This is a genomic window from Stenotrophomonas sp. FBCC-B152 (assembly GCF_059134105.1).
This window is the reverse complement of record NZ_CP101442.1, coordinates 2,889,568-2,908,188: the sequence shown is the minus strand read 5'-3', so window position 1 is coordinate 2,908,188 and position 18,621 is coordinate 2,889,568. Positions and strand designations below refer to the sequence as shown.

Here is an 18,621-nt window from a genome sequence, read left to right as displayed (position 1 = left end):
GACCAACGGTCGGCCGCTACCGCTTGATTTTCAATGCCCCGGTAGGTGACGACCGTTGGTCGTCACCCGTTTTGCCGCATAATCGCGGGATGACCGACGACCGCATCATCGGCGCCGGTGCCACCCGCGAGGATGACACCACCGACGCCAGCATCCGCCCCAAGCGCATGGCCGATTACCTTGGCCAGGCGCCCGTGCGCGAGCAGCTGTCGATCTACATCGAAGCGGCCAAGGCCCGTGGCGATGCGCTGGACCATGTGCTGATCTTCGGGCCGCCCGGCCTGGGCAAGACCACCTTGAGCCACGTGATCGCCAACGAGCTGGGCGTGGCGCTGCGGGTGACCTCCGGGCCGGTGATCGAAAAAGCCGGCGACCTGGCCGCGCTGCTCACCAACCTGCAGCCGCACGACGTGCTGTTCATCGATGAAATCCACCGCCTGTCGCCGGTGGTGGAAGAAGTGCTGTACCCGGCGATGGAAGATTTCCAGATCGACATCATGATCGGCGAGGGCCCTGCGGCCCGCTCGATCAAGATCGACCTGCCGCCGTTCACCCTGATTGGCGCCACCACCCGGGCCGGCCTGCTGACCGCGCCGCTGCGCGACCGCTTCGGCATCGTGCACCGGCTGGAGTTCTACACCCCCGAAGAGCTGACGAAGATCGTCCGGCGCTCGGCCGCCATCCTTGGCATCGACTGCACCGCCGACGGCGCGGCGGAAATCGCGCGGCGTTCGCGCGGCACCCCGCGTATCGCCAACCGGCTGCTGCGCCGGGTGCGCGATTACGCCCAGGTCAAGGCCGCCGGCCACATCGACCAGGCCGTGGCGCAGGCCGCCATGCAGATGCTGAAGGTGGACCCGGAAGGCTTCGACGACCTCGACCGGCGCATGCTGCGCACGCTGATCGATTACTTCGACGGCGGCCCGGTCGGCGTGGAATCGATGGCCGCGGCCCTGTCCGAAGAGCGTGGCACGCTGGAAGACGTGGTCGAACCCTACCTGATCCAGCAGGGCTTCCTGGTGCGCACCGCGCGCGGCCGCATGGCCACCCAGAAGGCCTACCGCCACCTGGGCCTGAAGCCGAAGACCCCCCCGGCCGACCTGTTCGCGGAGGTCCCCGATGTCGGTTGACCCGCGGTTCAGTTGGCCGACACGCATATATTGGGAAGATACCGACGCTGGCGGGGTGGTCTACCACGCCCGCTACGTGGCCTTCATGGAGCGGGCGCGCACCGAATGGATGCGGGCCCTTGGCTACGGCCAGGAACGCACCCGCACCGAGCATGGCCTGGTGTTCGCGGTCCGGTCGATGACCATGGAGTTCCTCAGGCCGGCGCGGCTGGACGACGCGCTGGACGTGACCGCCACGCTGGTGCAGTGCAAGCGCGCCAGCATGGTGTTCGACCAGGCGGTGCGTCGCGGCGATGAAACGCTGCTGACCGCGCAGGTGAAAATCGCGGCACTGGACGCTGCCACATTCAAGCCGCGCGGCATGGACGATGTTCTCCACGCCGCGCTGAAACCCCACGAAATTCAAATAGCCGCATATTGAGGAACAACGGATGATCGGAATGCTCCTGGCCCTGCAGGCCACGGTGGTCGAAGCGCTGCCGCAGGAAGTCACCAGCGCCGCGTCGCAGACCGTCGCCCAAGCCGCGCACGGCGGTGGCATCAATTACCTGGACCTGATGATCAAGGCCAGCCTGCCGGTGAAGATCATCGTGCTGCTGCTGCTGGCCGGTTCGTTCATCAGCTGGGTGATCATCTTCCGCAAGTCGCGCGTGTTCAACGCCGCCAACCGCGAAGCCGACGAGTTCGAAAGCCGCTTCTGGTCGGGCGCCGACCTGGGCAAGCTGTACAGCGCCGCCACCGACCGCAACCGCAAGGTAGGCGGCCTGGAGGCGATCTTCGAAGCCGGTTTCCGCGAATTCACCCGCCTGCGCGACAAGCGCCGCCTGGATGGCCGCGCCCAGCTGGAAGGCGCCCAGCGCGCCATGCGCACCACCTTCACCCGTGAAGTGGACCAGATGGAGCGCAGCCTGGAGCTGCTGGCCAACATCGGTTCCACCGCCCCGTACGTGGGCCTGGTCGGCACCGTGTTCGGCATCATGGTGACCATGCACGACATGATCAACAGCGGTGAGCAGGCCGGTATCGCCTCGGTCGCGCCGGGTATTTCCGAAGCCCTGTTCGCCACCGCCATCGGCCTGTTCGTGGCCATCCCGGCGGTGTGGGCCTACAACCGCTTCACCACCCGCGTCGAGCGCCTGTCGGTCCGCTTCGAAACCTTCGCCGAAGAGTTCAGCTCGATCCTGCAGCGCCAGTCCGCGGGCGACGAGTAAGCGCCCAGCACAAGGACACTGCCATGACCGCTGCCATCGGCCGCCGCAAGCGCCGCAAGCTCAAATCCGAAATCAACGTCGTGCCGTACATCGACGTCATGCTGGTGTTGTTGATCATCTTCATGGTCACCGCGCCGCTGCTCACCCTGAGCTTTGAAGTGGACCTGCCCAGTTCGCAGGCCAAGGCGCTGGAGAGCAAGCAGGACCCGGTGATCGTCTCGGTCCGCCTGGACGGCCAGCTCAGCCTCAAGCTGCCCGAAGCCAAGGAGCCGGCGCCGATGGACGCCGGCCAGCTGCAGGCCCAGCTCGGCGCGCTCGCCGCACAGGACAAGAACCTGCGCGTGATCGTGGCCGCCGACAAGGCCGTGGCCTATGAAAAGGTGGTCGCGGCGATGGACGTGATCAAGCGCGCCAACGTGGAAAAGGTAGGCCTGGCGACCGATGCACGCTGAAGCCCTGCCACCGCAGCGCCAGCCGGAAGGCCAGTGGGGCCTGCCGATCGCCTTGGCGATCCTGGTCCACGTACTGCTCGCGCTGGTGTTCATCGCCGCCTGGCTGTGGTCACCCCAGCGCAGCACCGAAGCGGCCGCCGGCGATCCGGCCATTGAAGCCAGCCTGCAGCTGTCGGCCTCGGAAGCCGCCGCGGCACGCCAGGCGCTGCGCGCCTCGGAAAAACTGCCTGACCTGCCCGAGCCGGTGGCCGAGCCGATCCCGGTGGAAGAAGACACCGTGCCGCCGCCGCAGCCGCTGCCCGAGCCGCGCCCGCAGGACGCACCCACCCCGCAGCAGCAGAACGCCCAGGAACGCATCGCCCAGCCCGACACGGTCGACCAGGCCGCGGTCAACGCGATGTCGATCTCGGCCGAGAAGGCCAAGCAGGAACAGGAAGCCAAGCGCCGCCAGGAGCAGATCGACCTGACCGAGCGCAAGCGCGTGGAAGAGGCCGAACAGAAACTGCGCCTGGCCAAGCAGCAGGAAGAGGCCGCGCAGAAGAAGAAGCTGGCCGAGCAGGAGCAGAAGGCCAACGACGTAAAGGCCGAAGCCGAGCGCCAGAAGAAGATCGCCGAAATCCGCAGCCGCCGCGAGGCGGCAGAGAAGGAAGCCAAGCTGGCCGAGCAGAAGCTGCGCCAGCTGGCCGCCGCCCGCGCCGCGGCAGGCCAGTCCACCGCCGGCTCCAGCGGCGCCGCCCAGCCGGCCGCCGGTGGCGGTGGTACCAGCGACGACCTGCGCGCCAAGTACGCGGCAGCGATCCAGCAGAAGGTGCTGGCGTCGTGGACCCGCCCGGACAACGTGCCGTTCGGCCAGCGCTGCAAGATCGTGATCGTGCAGCTGCCCGGTGGCAACGTGAATTCGGCCAAGGTCAGCCCGGATTGCCCGTTCGACGAGGCCGGCCGCCGCTCCATCGAAGCGGCCGTGCTCAACGCCCAGCCGCTGCCGTACCGCGGCTTCGAAGAGGTGTTCTCGCGCCAGCTCAACTTCACCTTTACCGCCCAGGACAACTGATCCCGGGCGGGCAGGCGGTGCCCGGTTTCGTTAATGGCCCGTGATTTTTCGTGGGGTGACCACTCGGATTTCACACCCGGTTGGTTCATGATTGCGAAACTGTTCACCGCACTGCTGTTATCCCTCGTTCTGGTTTTCCCCCTATAGAGCGCCCATGAAGAAGATGCCTCGCTGGTTTGCCGTGTTCGCGGCTTTGTTGTTCCTGCCACTTGCCGCCGCTGCGCAGCAGAGGGGCCTGGACATCGACATCATCGGCGGCAACGCCTCCGCGCTGCCCATCACCGTGGTGCCCATGCCCTACCAGGGCTCGGCGGCCGCCCCGCAGACCGACGTGGCGCAGGTGGTCCGCGCCGACCTGGAGCGTTCGGGCCAGTTCCGCACCCTCCCCGAAGCGCAGATCGTCGAAAAGCCCACCCGTGGCGGCGAGATCCAGTTCGCCACCTGGCGCGCGCTGAAGCAGAACTACATCGTGGTCGGCCGGGTCATGGACGCCGGTGCCGGCGCCTACCGGGTCGAGTACGAGCTGTATGACGTGCCCAAGGGCGAGCGCCTGCTGGGCCTGGCGATGACCGCCCGTGGCAACGCCATGCGCGACGTTGCCCACCAGATGGCCGATGCCATCTACGAAAAGATCACCGGTGTGCGCGGCGCCTTCTGGACCCGCATCGCCTATGTCACCGCCAGCGGCAAGGGCGATGCCATGCGCTACGCGCTGATGGTGGCCGATTCGGACGGCTTCAACCCGCAGACCATCGTGCGCTCGGCCGAACCGCTGCTGTCGCCCTCGTGGAGCCCGGACGGCAACCGCCTGGCCTACGTCAGCTTCGAGCGTGGCAATTCGGCGATCTACATCCAGAACATCGCCACCGGCGCCCGTGAGCTGGTCACCAGCTTCCGCGGCATCAACAGCGCCCCGTCGTTCTCCCCGGACGGCCGCCGCCTGGCCCTGTCGCTGTCGCGCAGCGGCAACCCGGAAATCTACGTGATGGACCTGGGCAGCAAGCAGCTCACCCAGCTCACCAACCACTTCGCCATCGACACCGAGCCGACCTGGAGCGCAGACGGTTCCAGCGTCTACTTCACCTCCGACCGTGGCGGCCGCCCGCAGATCTACCAGGTCTCCTCCAGCGGTGGCAGCGCCTCGCGCGTGACCTTCCAGGGCAACTACAACGCCACCCCGAGCATGTCCTACGACGGCAAGAAGCTGGTCGTGGCGCAGGGCAGCGGCAATACCTACAAGATCGCGATGATGGACAGCAGCTTGGGCTCGCCGCGCTGGAGCACGCTGTCGCCGGGTTCGCTTGACGAGTCCCCCACGTTTGCGCCCAACGCAAGCATGGTGCTGTATGCCGCCCGCGAGGGTGGTCGTGGAGTGTTGTATGCCGTGTCGGCTGATGCGCGCGTGCGCCAGCGGCTGGTCCTGGCCGACGGTGATGTTCGCGAACCTTCTTGGTCGCCATACCGTACAAAGCGCTAACAGAGTGTTAAGATCCGCACGTATTCATCCCTACATCCGGCTTTAGGAGCCTCAAAGGTAACTACATGAACAAGACCACCCGCGTTTTGCTTGTCTCCCTGCTGTCCGTGGCCGCTCTGGCCGGTTGCTCCAAGAAGGTCAAGGAACAGCCTGCTGCTCCGGTCGACACCGGCAGCACCTCGCAGCCGACCGGCCCGTCGACCTCCGGCCTGTACGGCCCGGGCGACCTGGACACCGACGCCTGCCTGCGCCAGCGCGTTGTGTTCTTCGACCTGGACCAGGATGCAATCAAGCCGGAATTCCAGGCCCAGATGGCTTGCCACGCCAAGTACCTGCGTGACCGTCCGTCGGCCCGCATGACCCTGCAGGGTCACACCGACGAGCGTGGTTCGCGCGCCTACAACCAGGCCCTGGGTGAGCGTCGTGCCAATGCCGTGTCCTCGGCGCTGCAGGCCAACGGTGGCTCGGCCAGCCAGATCACCGTCGTTTCCTACGGTGAAGAGCGTCCGACCTGCACCGAGTCGAACGAAGGTTGCTGGTCGCAGAACCGTCGCGTCGAAATCGTCTACACCGCGCAGTAATCCATGCGCATCGGCATCACATCCCTGATGCTGGTCGTTGCGTCAGCCCTCGTGGCTGCCGCACCGGCGCAGGCCCAGCGGCAGAGCCTCGCCGACCGCGTTGGCGCGCTTGAGCAGCAGGCCTACAACAACAGTTCCAACCAGGACCTGTTGAACCAGGTCAACCAGCTTCGGCAGCAGATCCAGCAGCTGCAGAGCACGGTTGAGCAGCTCCAGAACGAAAACGCCCAGCTCAAGCAGACCTCGCAGGACCAGTACCTGGACCTGGACGGGCGTCTGAACCGTATTGAAGGTGGCTCGGCCCCGATCCTTCCGGCCGCTCCGGCCGCGAATGCACCGGCCGTCGCCCCCAAGCCCGCCGCACCGGCAGCGGCCGCCACCGAGCGGCCGCCCTCCGTGCACGGCGACCCGGGCAGCCTTGCCGCCAGTGGCGACGAGCGCACCGCGTACAACGTGGCCTTTGATTCGCTCAAGGCCGGCAAGTACGACGACTCGGCCCAGCTGTTCCTGAGCTTCCTCGAGCTCTACCCCAATGGCGTCTACACCCCCAACGCGCTGTACTGGCTGGGTGAAAGCTACTACGCCACCCGCAATTTCCCGCTCGCCGAGGCGCAGTTCCGCGACCTCATCGCGCGTTACCCGACCCACGACAAGGCCTCTGGTGGCCTGTTGAAGATCGGCCTTTCCCAGTACGGCGAAGGCAGGATCGATGAAGCCCAGGCCACCCTGGAGCAGGTCGTGAACACCTATCCCGGCTCGGACGCCGCGCGCACCGCGCAGGACCGTCTGCAGGCCATCCGCCTCGGCCAGCAGATCCGCTGAGGCCCCGACCGGCTAAGGCCGGTATAATCATCTGTTGCGCGCCGGCCAAGCCGGTGCACCCGCGCGGCTGAAAACGCCCGCGCGGCCCCGTAGAGCCAGGCCCTGCCTGGCTGCTCTCGTTTCCGTAAACCGCATTCCCAGACGCCCACGATGACCACCACCCTGTCCGCCGCCGCCGCGCTCCCCAGCGAGATCGTGCAGTCGCCCCTGCCACGGCTGAAGATCACCGAGATCTTCACCTCCCTGCAGGGCGAAGCCGATACCGCCGGCTGGCCGACCGTGTTCGTGCGCCTGACCGGCTGCCCGCTGCGCTGCACCTACTGCGACACCGCCTACGCCTTCCACGGCGGCACCTGGTGGGACATCGACGAGATCGTGCGCGAAGTGCTGGCCCAGGGCGTCCACCACGTGTGCGTGACCGGCGGCGAGCCGCTGGCGCAGAAGCGCTGCCTGGTGCTGCTGGAGAAGCTCTGCGACGCCGGCCTGGACGTCTCGCTGGAAACCTCCGGCGCACTGGATGTCAGCGGCGTGGACCCGCGCGTGTCGCGCGTGGTCGACCTCAAGACCCCCGGTTCCGGCGAAATGGCGCGCAACCGCCTGGAAAACCTGCCGCTGCTGACCCGCCGTGACCAGATCAAGTTCGTGCTGTGCAGCCGCGAGGACTACGACTGGGCGCGCGGCATGGTCCGCGAGCACCGCTTGAACGAGCGCTCGATGGTGCTGTTCTCGCCCAGCAAGGGCCAGGTGAGCCCGCGCGAGCTGGCCGACTGGATCGTGGAGGACCGCCTGCCGGTGCGCTTCCAGATGCAGCTCCACAAAATCCTCTGGGACGACGAGCCGGGCCGCTGAGCCCGCTCGTTGCCCCTTGATGTACCGGCGCGGGACAGCGTGCTGGCTTTCCCGCAACCCACCGGAAACACCCTCATGAAGAACGCAGTTGTCCTCCTGTCCGGCGGCATGGATTCCGCCGCCGTCGTCGCCATGGCCCGCGAGCAGGGCTTCGCCGTGCATGCGCTGAGCGTGCGCTACGGCCAGCGCCACACCTCCGAGCTGGATGCCGCCGCCGCCGTGGCCAAGGCGCTGGGCGTGGTCGCGCACAAGACCGTCAACGTGGACCTGCGCAGCATCGGCGGCTCGGCGCTGACCGACGACATCGACGTGCCCGAAGCGGGCGGCGAGGGCATCCCGGTCACCTACGTGCCGGCGCGCAACACCATCATGCTGTCGGTTGCGCTGGGCTGGGCCGAAGTGCTGGGCGCCAACGACATCTTCTGCGGCGTCAACGCCGTGGACTACTCCGGCTACCCGGACTGCCGCCCCGAGTTCATCAGCGCCTTTCAGACCCTGGCCAACCTGGCCACCAAGGCCGGCGTGGAAGGGGCGGGCATCCAGGTGCACGCGCCGCTGCAGTTCCTGAGCAAGGCCGACATCGTGCGTGAAGGCGTGCGCCTGGGCGTGGACTTCGGCCTCACCGTGTCCTGCTACAACGCCGACGACAGCGGCGCCGCCTGCGGCCACTGCGACGCCTGCCGCCTGCGCGCGCAGGGCTTCGCCGACGCCGGCGTGGCCGACCCGACCCGCTACGCCTGATCGGCGGGGTACGCCTGCGGCGCAAGATGGGTTAGAATGCGCACCCCCGGCGCGAAGTCGGGGCATGCAATGGGCCGTTAGCTCAGTCGGTAGAGCAGAAGACTTTTAATCTTTTGGTCGATGGTTCGAATCCATCACGGCCCACCACTGCATCAGATCATTAAAGGCGCCCCATGGGCGCCTTTTTTGTTTCTGGCGAAGACGTCGGTCACAACGCGCGGCACTCGCCACCGGTGTCATCCACGTTGTACGCCAGAGCGTGTTCCCGATGGATACAATCCATCGATCCCGGTAGCTCCCGGGCGCTGACATGTGCTCTCCAGTGAAGATTCTCCTGACAGGAAGTTCAGGCCGGGTAGGTCGCGCCATCTTTGGTGCCCTGGCCGCTCGCCACGAGGTGGTGGGCATCGACCGCAGTCCCTTTGCGACCACGCGTCACGTGGCCGATTTCACCGATACCCGGGTGCTGGCCAAGGCGCTGCAGGGCGTGGATGCGGTCATCCATGCCGCTGCGCTGCACGCGCCCCATGTGGGACTCTTCAGCGACAGCGAATTCCAACGCATCAACGTGGAAGGCACGCGCACGCTGGCGATGCTGGCGCGCGAGGCGGGCGTGCGGCGGCTGGTGTTCACCAGCACCACCGCGCTGTACGGGCACGCCATCGTGCCGGGGCGTTGCACCTGGGTGGATGAGCAGACCACGCCCCAGCCCCGCACCGTTTACCACCGTTCCAAGCTTGCGGCCGAACAGTGGCTGGAAGGCGCGGCCGGCCCGGATATGGACGTGCGTGTGATCCGGATGTCGCGCTGCTTCCCGGAGCCACCGGAACGGATGATGCTGTACCGCTTACATCGCGGCATCGACGTCCGTGACGTGGCGGATGCGCATGTGGCCGCGCTGACCAACGGCGGCCCGGCGTTCCAGCGTTACCTGGCCAGCGGCTGGACGCCGTTCCAGCGGGAGGATTGCGAGGCGCTGGTGACGCACCCGCGTGACGTACTGGCCCAGCGCTGCCCGCAATGGCTGGCCGAGTACGACCGTCGCGGCTGGACACTGCCAGTGGTAGATCGCATCCACGACGCGCGCGCCGCCAGCGTCGGGTTGCAGTGGCGCAGTTGGCGTGGGCCCGAAACGATCCTGGAGCAGCTGGCGGTGGGCAGCATCGAGGTGCTGCCCGATACCGTCCGCGTCGATGACTGCACCATCGAATAGCGCGCGTACACGCCGCCTGAGCGCGGCGTGGCGCAGACTATGCGGGTGAATGACAGGCGCTGTGGAGGTGCCATGAACCGTTTTGTCCTGATCGGCCTGGGCGCGCTGGCGCTGGCGGCCTGCAAACCCACGCCGACCGAAACGACGGCTGCACCCACCGCGCCCGCCACGAGCGAAGCCGCGTCCGAATCGCCGAAGCCGGCAGCCGCGCCGGCCGCGCTGCCAGCGGCGGGTTCCGAGGGCCCGTCGTTCGATTGCGCCAAGGCCGGCTCCGATGCGGAGAAGGCCGTATGCGGTGACGCACGGCTGTCGGCGTTGGATCGGGAGCTGGCCGGGTTGTACAAGGCGGCGCAGACCGGGCCGGGCGAGCTGGACGTGGCTGCTGAGCAGCGCGGCTGGATCAAGGGTCGCGACGCCTGCTGGCAGGCGGTGGACGCCAATCGCTGCCTGCTGGAGTCGTATCAGACCCGTATCGTCGAGCTCCGCTTGGCGGCAGCCAATGGGCCGGCACCGGCGGCAACGCAGTATCAGTGCGACGACGCCAGCAAGCCGCTCTCGGTGGTCTTCCACAATAATTTTGAACCGCAGGTGGCGGTGATACGCCTGGGCCGCGACCAGGCCATTGCCTTTGCCGCGCCCTCAGCCAGTGGCAGCCGCTACACCCGCGAGGGCGTGGAATTCTGGGAGCACCAGGGCGAGGCCACGCTGGAGTTCTACGGTACGCGCCTGAGCTGCAAGGTCGCGGGCAAGTAAAACCAAGGCGGTGCCGGTGGTGTCCGCCGGCACCGCCTCACCGCTCAGCGCACGCGGCGGTAGCGCACTTCGTTCTGTCGGTCGCCCACTTCGGTGGTCACGAAGCCGTCGCGGCTCTGGTTGATGTCGAACACGCTGTTGCCCACGTTGAGCTGGCCACCATTGACCCAGCCGGACAGGTTCTGGCCGTCGGCCTGCGCCGACATCCGGCCATCGGCTTCGATGCGCATGCGGATGTCGCGGTTGTACATAGGGTTGTAGCCCTCGAACTCACCGACCATCCATTCGGGCACGTACGAGGTATGGCGCGCGCCCTGGTAGTTGTCATCGTCGTAGCGCGCATCCTGCTTGTTGGCGTTATGCACCAGCGCGCCCAGGATGGCCGCACCGACCAGCACGCCGGCAGCCACCTTCGCATCGTGGTTGTCGTCATCGCGGTCATGGTGGCGGTCATCGCCGCGCACCCGGAACGAGGCGCGGCAGCCGTCATCGACCCACACATTGCGGCGGTCATAGTCCCAGCTGCGCCCCTGGCGGCAGTCCGCGCCGGACAGCTTTCGGTCCAGCGTGACATAGCCAGCGTAAGGCACTGCACAGGACTGGTAGCGGTTGTCGCGGCTTTCGCAGGTGACAAAGTCATCCGCGCGCACGTCGGTCAGTGAGGCGAGCAACAGCAACGGGGTGCCCAGCAGTATTCGGGTCTGCATGTTTCGGCTTCCAGTCAGCGAGTGGGACCGCGGCGCGGCCCCGTCCGGCGAACGATGCGCAGACTTGGATGAAATCCGCATGAAAGGGTAGGCTTTCCCCGCGCCAGGCGCGCGTACATGCGGAAGGAGCTTCATGCGTATACAGAAGGGACTACTGGGGCTGTTGCTCCTGGCCGGGCTATGCGTCGGTCAGGCCGAAGCGGGCAATACACCGTGCTCGGGAAAGAAAGGGGGTATCTCCCGCTGTGCCGGTGGATCGTTCGTCTGCAATGACGGCTCGATCAGTGCGTCGAAGAAGATCTGCACGGCCGGCACCGCCGTCGGCGGCGGCGCGCGGCTCGCACCGGCGAGGGCGGCTCCGGTGGGCGCGGGCAGTTGCCCTTGCAGCAGCGGTAACCTGTGCACCGGGCCGCGCGGCGGTCGCTACTGCCTTACACCCGCAGGCAACAAGAGCTACAAGCCGCGCGATTGATGGGGGCCTCAGGCCGCCCGGTCCACGTCGTGATCGCCAAAGCAGGCGCGGATCGCGTCCAGCAGCTCGCTCATCGAATACGGCTTGGGCAGGAAGTGGATGCCCGGGGCCAGCTGCGGGGTGACCCGGTCCGGCTGCAGGCCGGAGGTGACCAGTACCGGCAGGCTGGGCTGGTGCTGGCGGATGCGGTGCGCAGCTTCGATGCCGCTCAGGCCGCCCAGGCAGACGTCGGTGAACACGAGGTCGAAGCGCTCGCCGGCCTGCAGCAGGCCCAGGGCGGCTTCGGCCGAGCTGACCGCGGCCACATCGCAGGCTTGGCTTTCCAGCGCCATGCGGCTCAGTTCACGGGTGTCTTCAGTGTCTTCGATCAACAGCACGCGCGGTGCAACATGGCGCTTGGACAACAACATGACGCGGGTTCCCCTGCAGGGTTTGGGTGGAAAGGCGCGGCAGTATGGGCCAGCGGCAGGTGAGGGGATCGTGCAAACAGCGTCATTGGGTGTCGGTTTGTTGTGCGCCGGTCAGGTAGGCCCCGGTACAGTCAGGATCTGACCCCTGATTGGAGCCTGATCGATGCAATGCCCCGTCTGTACTACCCAAGCGCTGGTGATGTCCGAGCGCCAGGGCATCGAAATCGATTACTGCCCGCAGTGCCGGGGCGTGTGGCTGGACCGTGGTGAGCTGGACAAGATCATCGAGCGCTCGGCCGGTGCCGCCGCGCCCGCCCCGGTGCGTGCCGCCGCGCCGCCGCCTCCGCCGCCGCAGCAGGTGCACCAGCAGGTGCAGCACCGCGACACCCGCCACCTGGGCCAGCAGCACTACGGCGATGGACAGGGCTACCGCAAGAAGAAGAAAGAAAGCTTCCTGTCCGACCTGTTCGATTTCTGATGCTCAGGGCCGGCGCAGGATGAATTCCAGATCGCGGCTTTCGCCCACCGGGAATTCATAGCTGCCAACCTGCACACAGCCGTAGCGCGCGTAGAAGCGCTGCGCGCCGGAATTTTCCGACCACACGCCCACCCACAGCGTGCGGCGCCGGGGCTGGTCCAGCCAGTCCAGGAACGCGTCCATCAACTGGGCACCGTGCCCGCCACCTTGATGGGTGGCGAGCACGTACAGCCGCTTCAGTTCAATGTCGCCTTCCGCCGCCAATGCATGGGCCAGGCTGTTCGGCCCCGCCGCGAGATAGCCAATTGCCTGGTCGCCATCGAACAACAGCCATGCGGCGCTGAGCGGATCTTCCAGTTCACGACGCTGTGGTGCGGGTGAGTAGTGCGCGTCGAGGAAGTCATGCAGGTCCTGGGGCGGATATGAATCGCCGAAGGTCTCGGTGTAGGTGGCCATGGCCAATGCAGAGAGCAGCTCTGCATCGGCAGGCATTGCACGGCGGATCTGCACTGCCATCAGAACCAGACCCGCACGCCGGCCACCCAGCGGGTGTCACGGGTGTGCTCGCCCGCCACTTGGTGGTAGTCGGCCGTGTCGCCGAACAGGCGCTCATGGCTGATGCCGATGTACGGGGCGAAGCGGCGGCTGAACTCGTAGCGCAGGCGCAACCCTGCCTCGACCTTGTTCAGGCCGGAGCCCATGCCGTGCTCGGGTTCGTCCTTGGCGGCGAGCGTGGCCTCCACCAGCGGCTGCAGGATCAAGCGGTTGGTGAGCAGCAGCTCGTACTCGACCTCCAGGGTGGCAGCCAGCTGGCCGCCTTCGCCGACATACGCCGTCGCCGAGGTTTCGAACTTGTACGGGGCCAGCCCCTGGATGCCGAGCGCGGCCCAGGTGCGCGAATCCGCCGGGCGGAAGTCCTGCTTCACGCCCACCAGCACGTCCCACCATGGCGACACGCTGCGCCCGTACAGCACTTCGAGATCGGACGATTCGGTGCGCCCCCCGCTGCGTTCGCCTTCGCTGCGCAGCCACAGGCGGTTGATGTTGCCACCGACCCAGCCGCTGGCTTCCCACGCCTGGCCGGTGCCGTGCTGGCCATCCCAGTGCTCCAGACGGTTGATCAGCAGCAGGCTGTGCACGTTGGGCGCGTGCTCCATCGCATCATGGTTGATGGGTGGGAAGGCGGCCGCCCGGTCGGCATCGGTGACCTCGGGAATGGGTTCGCGCGGTGCGCTCGGCACGGTGCCATGGCCCATGGTCGAGTGATCCATGGTCGAGTGATCCATGGTCGAGTGATCCATCGTTGAATGGTCCATTTTCGAGTGGTCCATCTTCGAATGGTCCATCTTCGAATGGTCGACCGCCGCCGGTGCAGCCGCGGGAGCTGCATCGGTGTGTGCGTGCGCATGCGACTGTGCCCACGCCGGTCCCGCGATGGCGGTCAGAAGTGCAACGGTAAGCATCTTCATTCTTCGATCCTCACTTCGCGCATCATCCCGGCTTCCATGTGGTAAAGCAGGTGGCAGTGGTAGGCCCAGCGGCCCAGCGCGTCGGCGCGCACGCGGTAGCTGCGGCGGGTGCCGGGCGGCATGTCGATGGTGTGCTTGCGCAGCTTGAATTCGCCGTCGGCGTTCTCCAGGTCGCTCCACACGCCGTGCAGGTGGATGGGGTGCTGCATCATGGTGTCGTTGACCAGCACGATGCGCATGCGCTCGCCATAGTTCAGGCGCAGCGGTTCGGCGCTGGCAAACGGAATGCCATCGAACGACCAGCTGAATTTTTCCATGTGGCCGGTGAGGTGCAGTTCGACTTCGCGCGACGGCTCGCGTCCGTCCGGATCCTCGAACAGGCTGCGCATGGCGCCATAGGTGAGTACCTGGCGGCCGTTGTCGCGCAGGCCGATGCCGGGGTCATCAAGCTTGGGCTCGGTGGCCGAGCTCTGCATGTCGATCAGCGGGTTGCCGTTCTCGCTCGGCGCGTGGCGCGGTGCCTTGCCGGCGCTGCCATGGCCGGCGTGGCCCATGTTCGCGCCGCAGCCGCCTTCCATTCCCTTCATGTCGTGGCCCATGGCACCCATGTCATGCCCCATGTCGCTCATGGTCAGCAGCGGGCGCGGGTCGCGCGCGGGAATGGGCGCCTGCAGTCCGTGGCGCACGGCCAGGGTGCCGGCGGCGTAGCCGGTGCGGCCCATGTCCTGGCAGAAGATGGTGAACGCATCCTGGCCAGTGGGTTCGACGATCACATCGAAGGTTTCCGCCGGTGCGATACGGAACTCATCGATGCTCACCGGGTGGATGTACTGCCCGTCGGCGGCCACCACGGTCATCTTCAGGCCGGGAATGCGCACGTCGAAGTAGGTCATCGAACCGCCGTTGATGAAGCGCAGCAGCACCTTTTCGCCGCTGCGGAACAGGCCGGTCCAGTTGCCGGCCGGCGCGGTGCCGTTGAGCAGGTAGGTGTAGGTGTGGGCGTTGATGTCGGAGATGTCGGTGGGCGTCATCCGCATCCGGCCCCACATGCCGCGGTCGGCAGTGGCCGCGCTCCAGCCATCGCGGCGCACGTCGCGCAGGAAATCGGGCAGCGTGCGCTTGTAGTAGTTGTCGTGCTCGGCGAGCTTCTTCATGCGCCGGAACAGCGCGCCGGGGTCCATGTCGGTCCAGTCCGAGAGCAGGATCACGTGCTCGCGGTCGAACCGGTACGGCGCCGGCTGCAGCGGGTCGATGATCAGTGCGCCGTACAGGCCGGCCTGTTCCTGGAACATGGAATGGCTGTGGTACCAGTAGGTGCCGGACTGCTTCAGGGTGAACCGGTACTGGTAGGCCTCGCCCGGGGCGATGCCGTTGAAGCTCAGGCCGGGTACGCCGTCCATGTTGGCCGGCAGCAGGATGCCGTGCCAGTGGATGGAGGTGGGGTGGCCCTGCAGGGCGTTGGCCACGCGCACGCTGACGGTGTCGCCTTCGCGCCAGCGCAGGATCGGCGCGGGCAGGCTGCCGTTGACGGTGATCGCCGGGCGGTTGCGGCCGGTGAAGTTGGCCAGCGATTCGCCGATGCTCAGCTGGAACTGCTGGCCGCTGAGCACCTGCGGGGCGGTGGCCACGCGGGGGCCGGCGTTGGCCAGAGCGCGCGCCGGCACGGGACCGGCCAGGCCGGCGACCACGCCGCCGGCGGCCAGGCCCTGCACGAACAGGCGCCGCGACGGCAGGGGCGGGGCGCCCGCGCCGGGGGAAGAGGGGTGTGACATTGCAACTCCGAATCGGATCCGAGGGGCACGCGCAGGTGCCGGCAGGACGCACGTGCGTCAGCACGGCATCGCGTCACGCAGGCGTTCGTGGCGAACGCGCGCTCAGGCGATGGGAGGGCGGGTGATGCGGTCCAGCGGCGGGCTGGGCAGGGCGGGATGGGCAACGCGCAGCAGCACCGGCGACGGCGGTGGCGGTACCGGAAGCCAGGCGATCTGGACGGCCAGGCTGGGCTGCTGGGCGCAGTTGCGCAGGCAGTCCTTGATCCTGCAGTGCTCGCTGTCGTCCGGTGCCTGGGCCGGTGGTTCGGCCGGGGCACCGTGCATGGCGGCATGATCCTGGCCATGGCAGGGCGGTGCAGGCGCGTCTGCGGCAGCGGCAGGCGTGGCCATCGCCAGCACCATGGGGCCGGCCATGGCCGCGTTCAGCCCGTTGAGCAACAGGCTGAGCATCAATACCACTCGCAGGAGCAGGCCACCGGCGGACATGGGCGCCACCTTAACGCCAAAGCGCCCACCACGCACCCGTGCCTGAACGGCAGGTTCAACGTTGGACGTGGGTCTGGCTGGGGCCGCGCGCATCAGCCTTCTTCGCGGACGATCTCGACCAGCCGCTCGCCGTAGCGGGACAGCTTGGTGCCACCGATGCCGCCCACGCGCCCCAGCGCATCGATGCTGGTGGGGCGCTGTTCGGCGATGTTGCGCAGGGTGCTGTCGTGGAAGATCACGAAGGCCGGCACGTTCTGTTCGCGCGCCAGCTCGGCACGCAGGCCGCGCAGGGCGTTGAACAGGGCCAGGTCCTGCGGCAGCACCGACAGGCCCGTGCGCTGGCCGCCGCGCTCGCGTTCGCGGGTCTTGGGGCTTTCGCGGCGCATCATCACCTTGCGCTCGCCCTTGAGCACCTGGCGGCTGCCGTCGGTCAGGCGCAGGCCGCCGTAGGCGTCGCTGTCCACTTCCAGCAGGCTCGCGGCGACCAGCTGGCGGAACACGCTGCGCCAGGTGCGGGCATCGAGGTCCTTGCCGATGCCGTAGGTGCTCAGCTCGGTATGCCCGAACTGGCGGATCTTGTCGTTCTCGCCGCCGCGCAGGATGTCGATCAGGTGGCCCACGCCGAACCGCTGGCCGCTGCGGTACACGCAGCTCAGTGCCTTCTGCGCCGCCACGCTGGCATCCCAGGCATCGGGCGGCTGCAGGCAGTTGTCGCAGTTGCCGCACGGCTGCGGATAGGTTTCACCGAACCCGGCCAGCAGCACCTGGCGGCGGCACTGCATGGATTCGCAATAGCCCAGCAGGTGGTCGAGCTTGGAGCGTTCCAGCGCCTTGCGCTCTTCGCCCGCCTCGGACTGCTCGATCATCTGCTTGAGCAGCACCACGTCGCCCAGGCCATAGCAGAGCCAGGCCTCGGCCGGTTCGCTGTCGCGGCCGGCACGGCCGGTTTCCTGGTAATAGCCTTCCATCGACTTGGGCAGGTCGGTATGCGCCACGAAGCGCACGTCCGGCTTGTCGATGCCCATGCCGAAGGCGATGGTGGCGCACATCACGATGCCGTCCTCGCGCAGGAAGCGGCGCTGGTTGGTCGCTCGCACCTCGGCCGGCAGGCCGGCGTGGTAGGGCAGGGCGTTCATGCCCTCCTTGCACAGGAACTCCGCCGTTTCCTCGACCTTGCGCCGCGACATGCAGTAGACGATGCCCGCTTCATCGCGGTGGCCGCGCAGGAAATCCAGCAGCTGGCGCTTGGCGTTGTCCTTCTGCACCACGGTGTAGCGGATGTTGGGGCGGTCGAAGGAGCTGACGAAGTGCTGGGCGGTGGTCAGGTCCAGCCGCTCGGCGATCTCGCGCTGGGTCGGCGGGTCGGCGGTGGCGGTCAGCGCGATGCGCGGTACGTCGGGCCAGCGCTCGTGCAGCACGGTGAGCTGGCGGTATTCGGGCCGGAAATCGTGGCCCCACTGCGACACGCAGTGGGCTTCGTCGATGGCGAACAGGGCGATGCGGCTGCGCGCCAGCAGGGACAGGAAGCGGCCGGTCAGCAGTCGCTCGGGCGCGACATACAGCAGCTCCAGCTCGCCAGCGGCCAGCTCGCGCTCGACCCGGGCCGCGGTTTCGCCATCCAGGGTCGAATTCAGGTATTCGGCGCGCACGCCCAGCTGGCGCAGGGCTTCCACCTGGTCCTGCATCAGCGCGATCAGCGGCGAGATGACGATGCCGGTGCCCTCGCGCAGCAGGGAAGGCACCTGGTAGCACAGCGACTTGCCGCCGCCGGTGGGCATCAGCACAAGCGCGTCATTACCGGCCGCGACATGCTCGACGATCGCCTGCTGCGGACCGCGGAAATCGTCGTAACCAAAGATGCGGTGCAGCAGTTCGTGCGCGGGGCGGGAAGACATCGCGCTAGTTTACCGGTTCCGGGGGGCGTTCCCCGTCCGGAATTCCCCCGATGGAGCATCGGGGGAACGGGCCCGGCGTTACTGGAGGAGCGAGCGGAGCATCCAGGCGTACTTCTCGTGGGTCTGCAGGCGCTGGGTCATCAGGTCTTCGGTCGGGGCGTCGTCGGCGTCGTCGGCCACGTCCAGCACCTTGCGGGCGGTCCGGCACACGGCCTCGTTGGCGGCCACCAACTGGCGTACCATTTCACGCCAGTCCGCGCTGTCGGTCAGGCCCGGTTCCTCGGCGATCGAGGTCAGGGCGGCGAATTCGCGGTAGGAGCCCGGGGCATTGAAGCCCAGTGCGCGGATGCGTTCGGCCACGTCGTCCAGGGCAGCCCACTGTTCGGTGTACTGGGTTTCGAACATCAGGTGCAGCGAGTTGAACATCGAACCCGTCACGTTCCAATGGAAGTTGTGGGTCTTCAGGTAGAGCGTGAACGCGTCCGCCTGGAAGGACGACAGGCCATCGGCAATCTTCTTGCGATCGCTCTCCTTGATCCCGATATCAATGTTCGGGGCCGAGGGTGCCGCTGCTGCCAGCTTCTGCTTGGCGCCCTGGGGCTTGGCGGCCTTGGGTTTGGCCGGGGTCTTGGTCTTCGCCATGGGGGAAATC

Annotated in this window: 22 protein-coding genes and 1 tRNA gene; 15 read left to right on the top strand and 8 right to left on the bottom strand. The window is 67.3% G+C overall.

Features of this window, described 5'->3' with window-relative positions; translation table 11 throughout:
• The first annotated feature begins 89 nt into the window (after positions 1-89).
• From ruvB to NMB40_RS13405, 13 genes are all read left to right on the top strand, one after another.
• A complete protein-coding gene (ruvB, locus tag NMB40_RS13465; protein WP_494358725.1) occupies positions 90-1,130 on the top strand; it encodes a Holliday junction branch migration DNA helicase RuvB in 1,041 nt (346 codons plus the stop codon).
• Positions 1,120-1,551 carry a tol-pal system-associated acyl-CoA thioesterase gene (gene ybgC / locus NMB40_RS13460; RefSeq protein WP_494358724.1) on the top strand — a complete coding sequence of 144 codons (432 nt, stop codon included), beginning with the start codon at positions 1,120-1,122 and terminating at the stop codon, positions 1,549-1,551. Before ruvB ends, ybgC begins: the two co-directional genes overlap by 11 nt.
• Before the next feature lie 10 nt (positions 1,552-1,561).
• Positions 1,562-2,341, top strand: coding sequence for a protein TolQ (gene tolQ / locus NMB40_RS13455; protein ID WP_448143381.1), 780 nt, complete (start codon positions 1,562-1,564; stop codon positions 2,339-2,341).
• Positions 2,342-2,364: 23 nt separating this feature from the next.
• Positions 2,365-2,793 carry a protein TolR gene (gene tolR, locus NMB40_RS13450; protein ID WP_068853752.1) on the top strand — a complete coding sequence of 143 codons (429 nt, stop codon included), beginning with the start codon at positions 2,365-2,367 and terminating at the stop codon, positions 2,791-2,793.
• Complete coding sequence (gene tolA, locus NMB40_RS13445) at positions 2,783-3,844, top strand: cell envelope integrity protein TolA (protein WP_494358723.1); 1,062 nt, start codon at positions 2,783-2,785, stop codon at positions 3,842-3,844. The genes tolR and tolA overlap by 11 nt, the downstream gene beginning before the upstream one ends.
• A 154-nt stretch (positions 3,845-3,998) precedes the next feature.
• Positions 3,999-5,321 carry a Tol-Pal system beta propeller repeat protein TolB gene (tolB, locus tag NMB40_RS13440; protein ID WP_068853750.1) on the top strand — a complete coding sequence of 441 codons (1,323 nt, stop codon included), beginning with the start codon at positions 3,999-4,001 and terminating at the stop codon, positions 5,319-5,321.
• A 65-nt stretch (positions 5,322-5,386) separates the two neighbouring features.
• Entirely contained in the window at positions 5,387-5,902 is a 516-nt protein-coding gene (gene pal, locus NMB40_RS13435) for a peptidoglycan-associated lipoprotein Pal (protein ID WP_068853749.1), read from the top strand.
• 3 nt (positions 5,903-5,905) lie between these two features.
• Entirely contained in the window at positions 5,906-6,724 is an 819-nt protein-coding gene (gene ybgF / locus NMB40_RS13430; protein ID WP_494358722.1) for a tol-pal system protein YbgF, read from the top strand.
• Positions 6,725-6,874: 150 nt separating this feature from the next.
• Positions 6,875-7,573, top strand: coding sequence for a 7-carboxy-7-deazaguanine synthase QueE (gene queE, locus NMB40_RS13425; RefSeq protein ID WP_494358721.1), 699 nt, complete (start codon positions 6,875-6,877; stop codon positions 7,571-7,573).
• A gap of 75 nt (positions 7,574-7,648) precedes the next feature.
• Positions 7,649-8,314 (top strand): 7-cyano-7-deazaguanine synthase QueC, encoded by a 666-nt coding sequence (queC, locus tag NMB40_RS13420; RefSeq protein WP_068853746.1) that lies wholly within the window; start codon positions 7,649-7,651, stop codon positions 8,312-8,314.
• Between the two features lie 71 nt (positions 8,315-8,385).
• A tRNA-Lys gene (locus NMB40_RS13415) sits at positions 8,386-8,461 on the top strand.
• A 175-nt stretch (positions 8,462-8,636) separates the two neighbouring features.
• On the top strand, positions 8,637-9,527 hold the full coding sequence (locus NMB40_RS13410; RefSeq protein WP_494358720.1) for an NAD-dependent epimerase/dehydratase family protein: 891 nt from the start codon (positions 8,637-8,639) through the stop codon (positions 9,525-9,527).
• A gap of 72 nt (positions 9,528-9,599) precedes the next feature.
• The gene (locus NMB40_RS13405; protein WP_494358719.1) at positions 9,600-10,280 is read left to right on the top strand and encodes an MliC family protein; all 681 of its coding nucleotides are present in this window, start codon (positions 9,600-9,602) and stop codon (positions 10,278-10,280) included.
• A 44-nt stretch (positions 10,281-10,324) separates the two neighbouring features.
• On the opposite strand, the gene NMB40_RS13400 is transcribed toward NMB40_RS13405, so the two are convergent.
• Positions 10,325-10,987 carry a DUF3011 domain-containing protein gene (locus tag NMB40_RS13400; protein WP_494358718.1) on the bottom strand — a complete coding sequence of 221 codons (663 nt, stop codon included), beginning with the start codon at positions 10,985-10,987 and terminating at the stop codon, positions 10,325-10,327.
• Positions 10,988-11,120: 133 nt separating this feature from the next.
• Between NMB40_RS13400 and NMB40_RS13395 the strand changes: the two genes are divergently transcribed.
• Complete coding sequence (locus tag NMB40_RS13395) at positions 11,121-11,459, top strand: YdcA family protein (RefSeq protein WP_494358717.1); 339 nt, start codon at positions 11,121-11,123, stop codon at positions 11,457-11,459.
• Positions 11,460-11,467: 8 nt separating this feature from the next.
• Here the strand turns inward: NMB40_RS13395 and NMB40_RS13390 are convergent, their stop codons facing one another.
• Positions 11,468-11,869, bottom strand: a complete 402-nt coding sequence (locus tag NMB40_RS13390) for a response regulator (protein ID WP_282247194.1) — start codon at positions 11,867-11,869, stop codon at positions 11,468-11,470.
• Between the two features lie 163 nt (positions 11,870-12,032).
• Between NMB40_RS13390 and NMB40_RS13385 the strand changes: the two genes are divergently transcribed.
• The gene (locus NMB40_RS13385) at positions 12,033-12,347 is read left to right on the top strand and encodes a TFIIB-type zinc ribbon-containing protein (RefSeq protein WP_494358716.1); all 315 of its coding nucleotides are present in this window, start codon (positions 12,033-12,035) and stop codon (positions 12,345-12,347) included.
• Between the two features lie 3 nt (positions 12,348-12,350).
• On the opposite strand, the gene NMB40_RS13380 is transcribed toward NMB40_RS13385, so the two are convergent.
• The 6 genes from NMB40_RS13380 to NMB40_RS13355 form a co-directional block, all read right to left on the bottom strand.
• Positions 12,351-12,863: a GNAT family N-acetyltransferase gene (locus NMB40_RS13380; RefSeq protein ID WP_494358715.1), complete on the bottom strand. Its 513-nt coding sequence runs from the start codon at positions 12,861-12,863 to the stop codon at positions 12,351-12,353.
• Complete coding sequence (locus tag NMB40_RS13375) at positions 12,863-13,816, bottom strand: copper resistance protein B (protein ID WP_494358714.1); 954 nt, start codon at positions 13,814-13,816, stop codon at positions 12,863-12,865. Before NMB40_RS13375 ends, NMB40_RS13380 begins: the two co-directional genes overlap by 1 nt.
• Complete coding sequence (locus tag NMB40_RS13370) at positions 13,813-15,588, bottom strand: copper resistance system multicopper oxidase (protein WP_494358713.1); 1,776 nt, start codon at positions 15,586-15,588, stop codon at positions 13,813-13,815. The genes NMB40_RS13375 and NMB40_RS13370 overlap by 4 nt, the downstream gene beginning before the upstream one ends.
• A gap of 102 nt (positions 15,589-15,690) precedes the next feature.
• A complete protein-coding gene (locus NMB40_RS13365; protein ID WP_494358712.1) occupies positions 15,691-16,074 on the bottom strand; it encodes a CopL family metal-binding regulatory protein in 384 nt (127 codons plus the stop codon).
• A gap of 92 nt (positions 16,075-16,166) precedes the next feature.
• Complete coding sequence (gene recQ, locus NMB40_RS13360) at positions 16,167-17,969, bottom strand: DNA helicase RecQ (protein ID WP_494358711.1); 1,803 nt, start codon at positions 17,967-17,969, stop codon at positions 16,167-16,169.
• Positions 17,970-18,047: 78 nt separating this feature from the next.
• The gene (locus NMB40_RS13355) at positions 18,048-18,611 is read right to left on the bottom strand and encodes a Dps family protein (RefSeq protein ID WP_282247186.1); all 564 of its coding nucleotides are present in this window, start codon (positions 18,609-18,611) and stop codon (positions 18,048-18,050) included.
• Between the last annotated feature and the right edge of the window lie 10 nt (positions 18,612-18,621).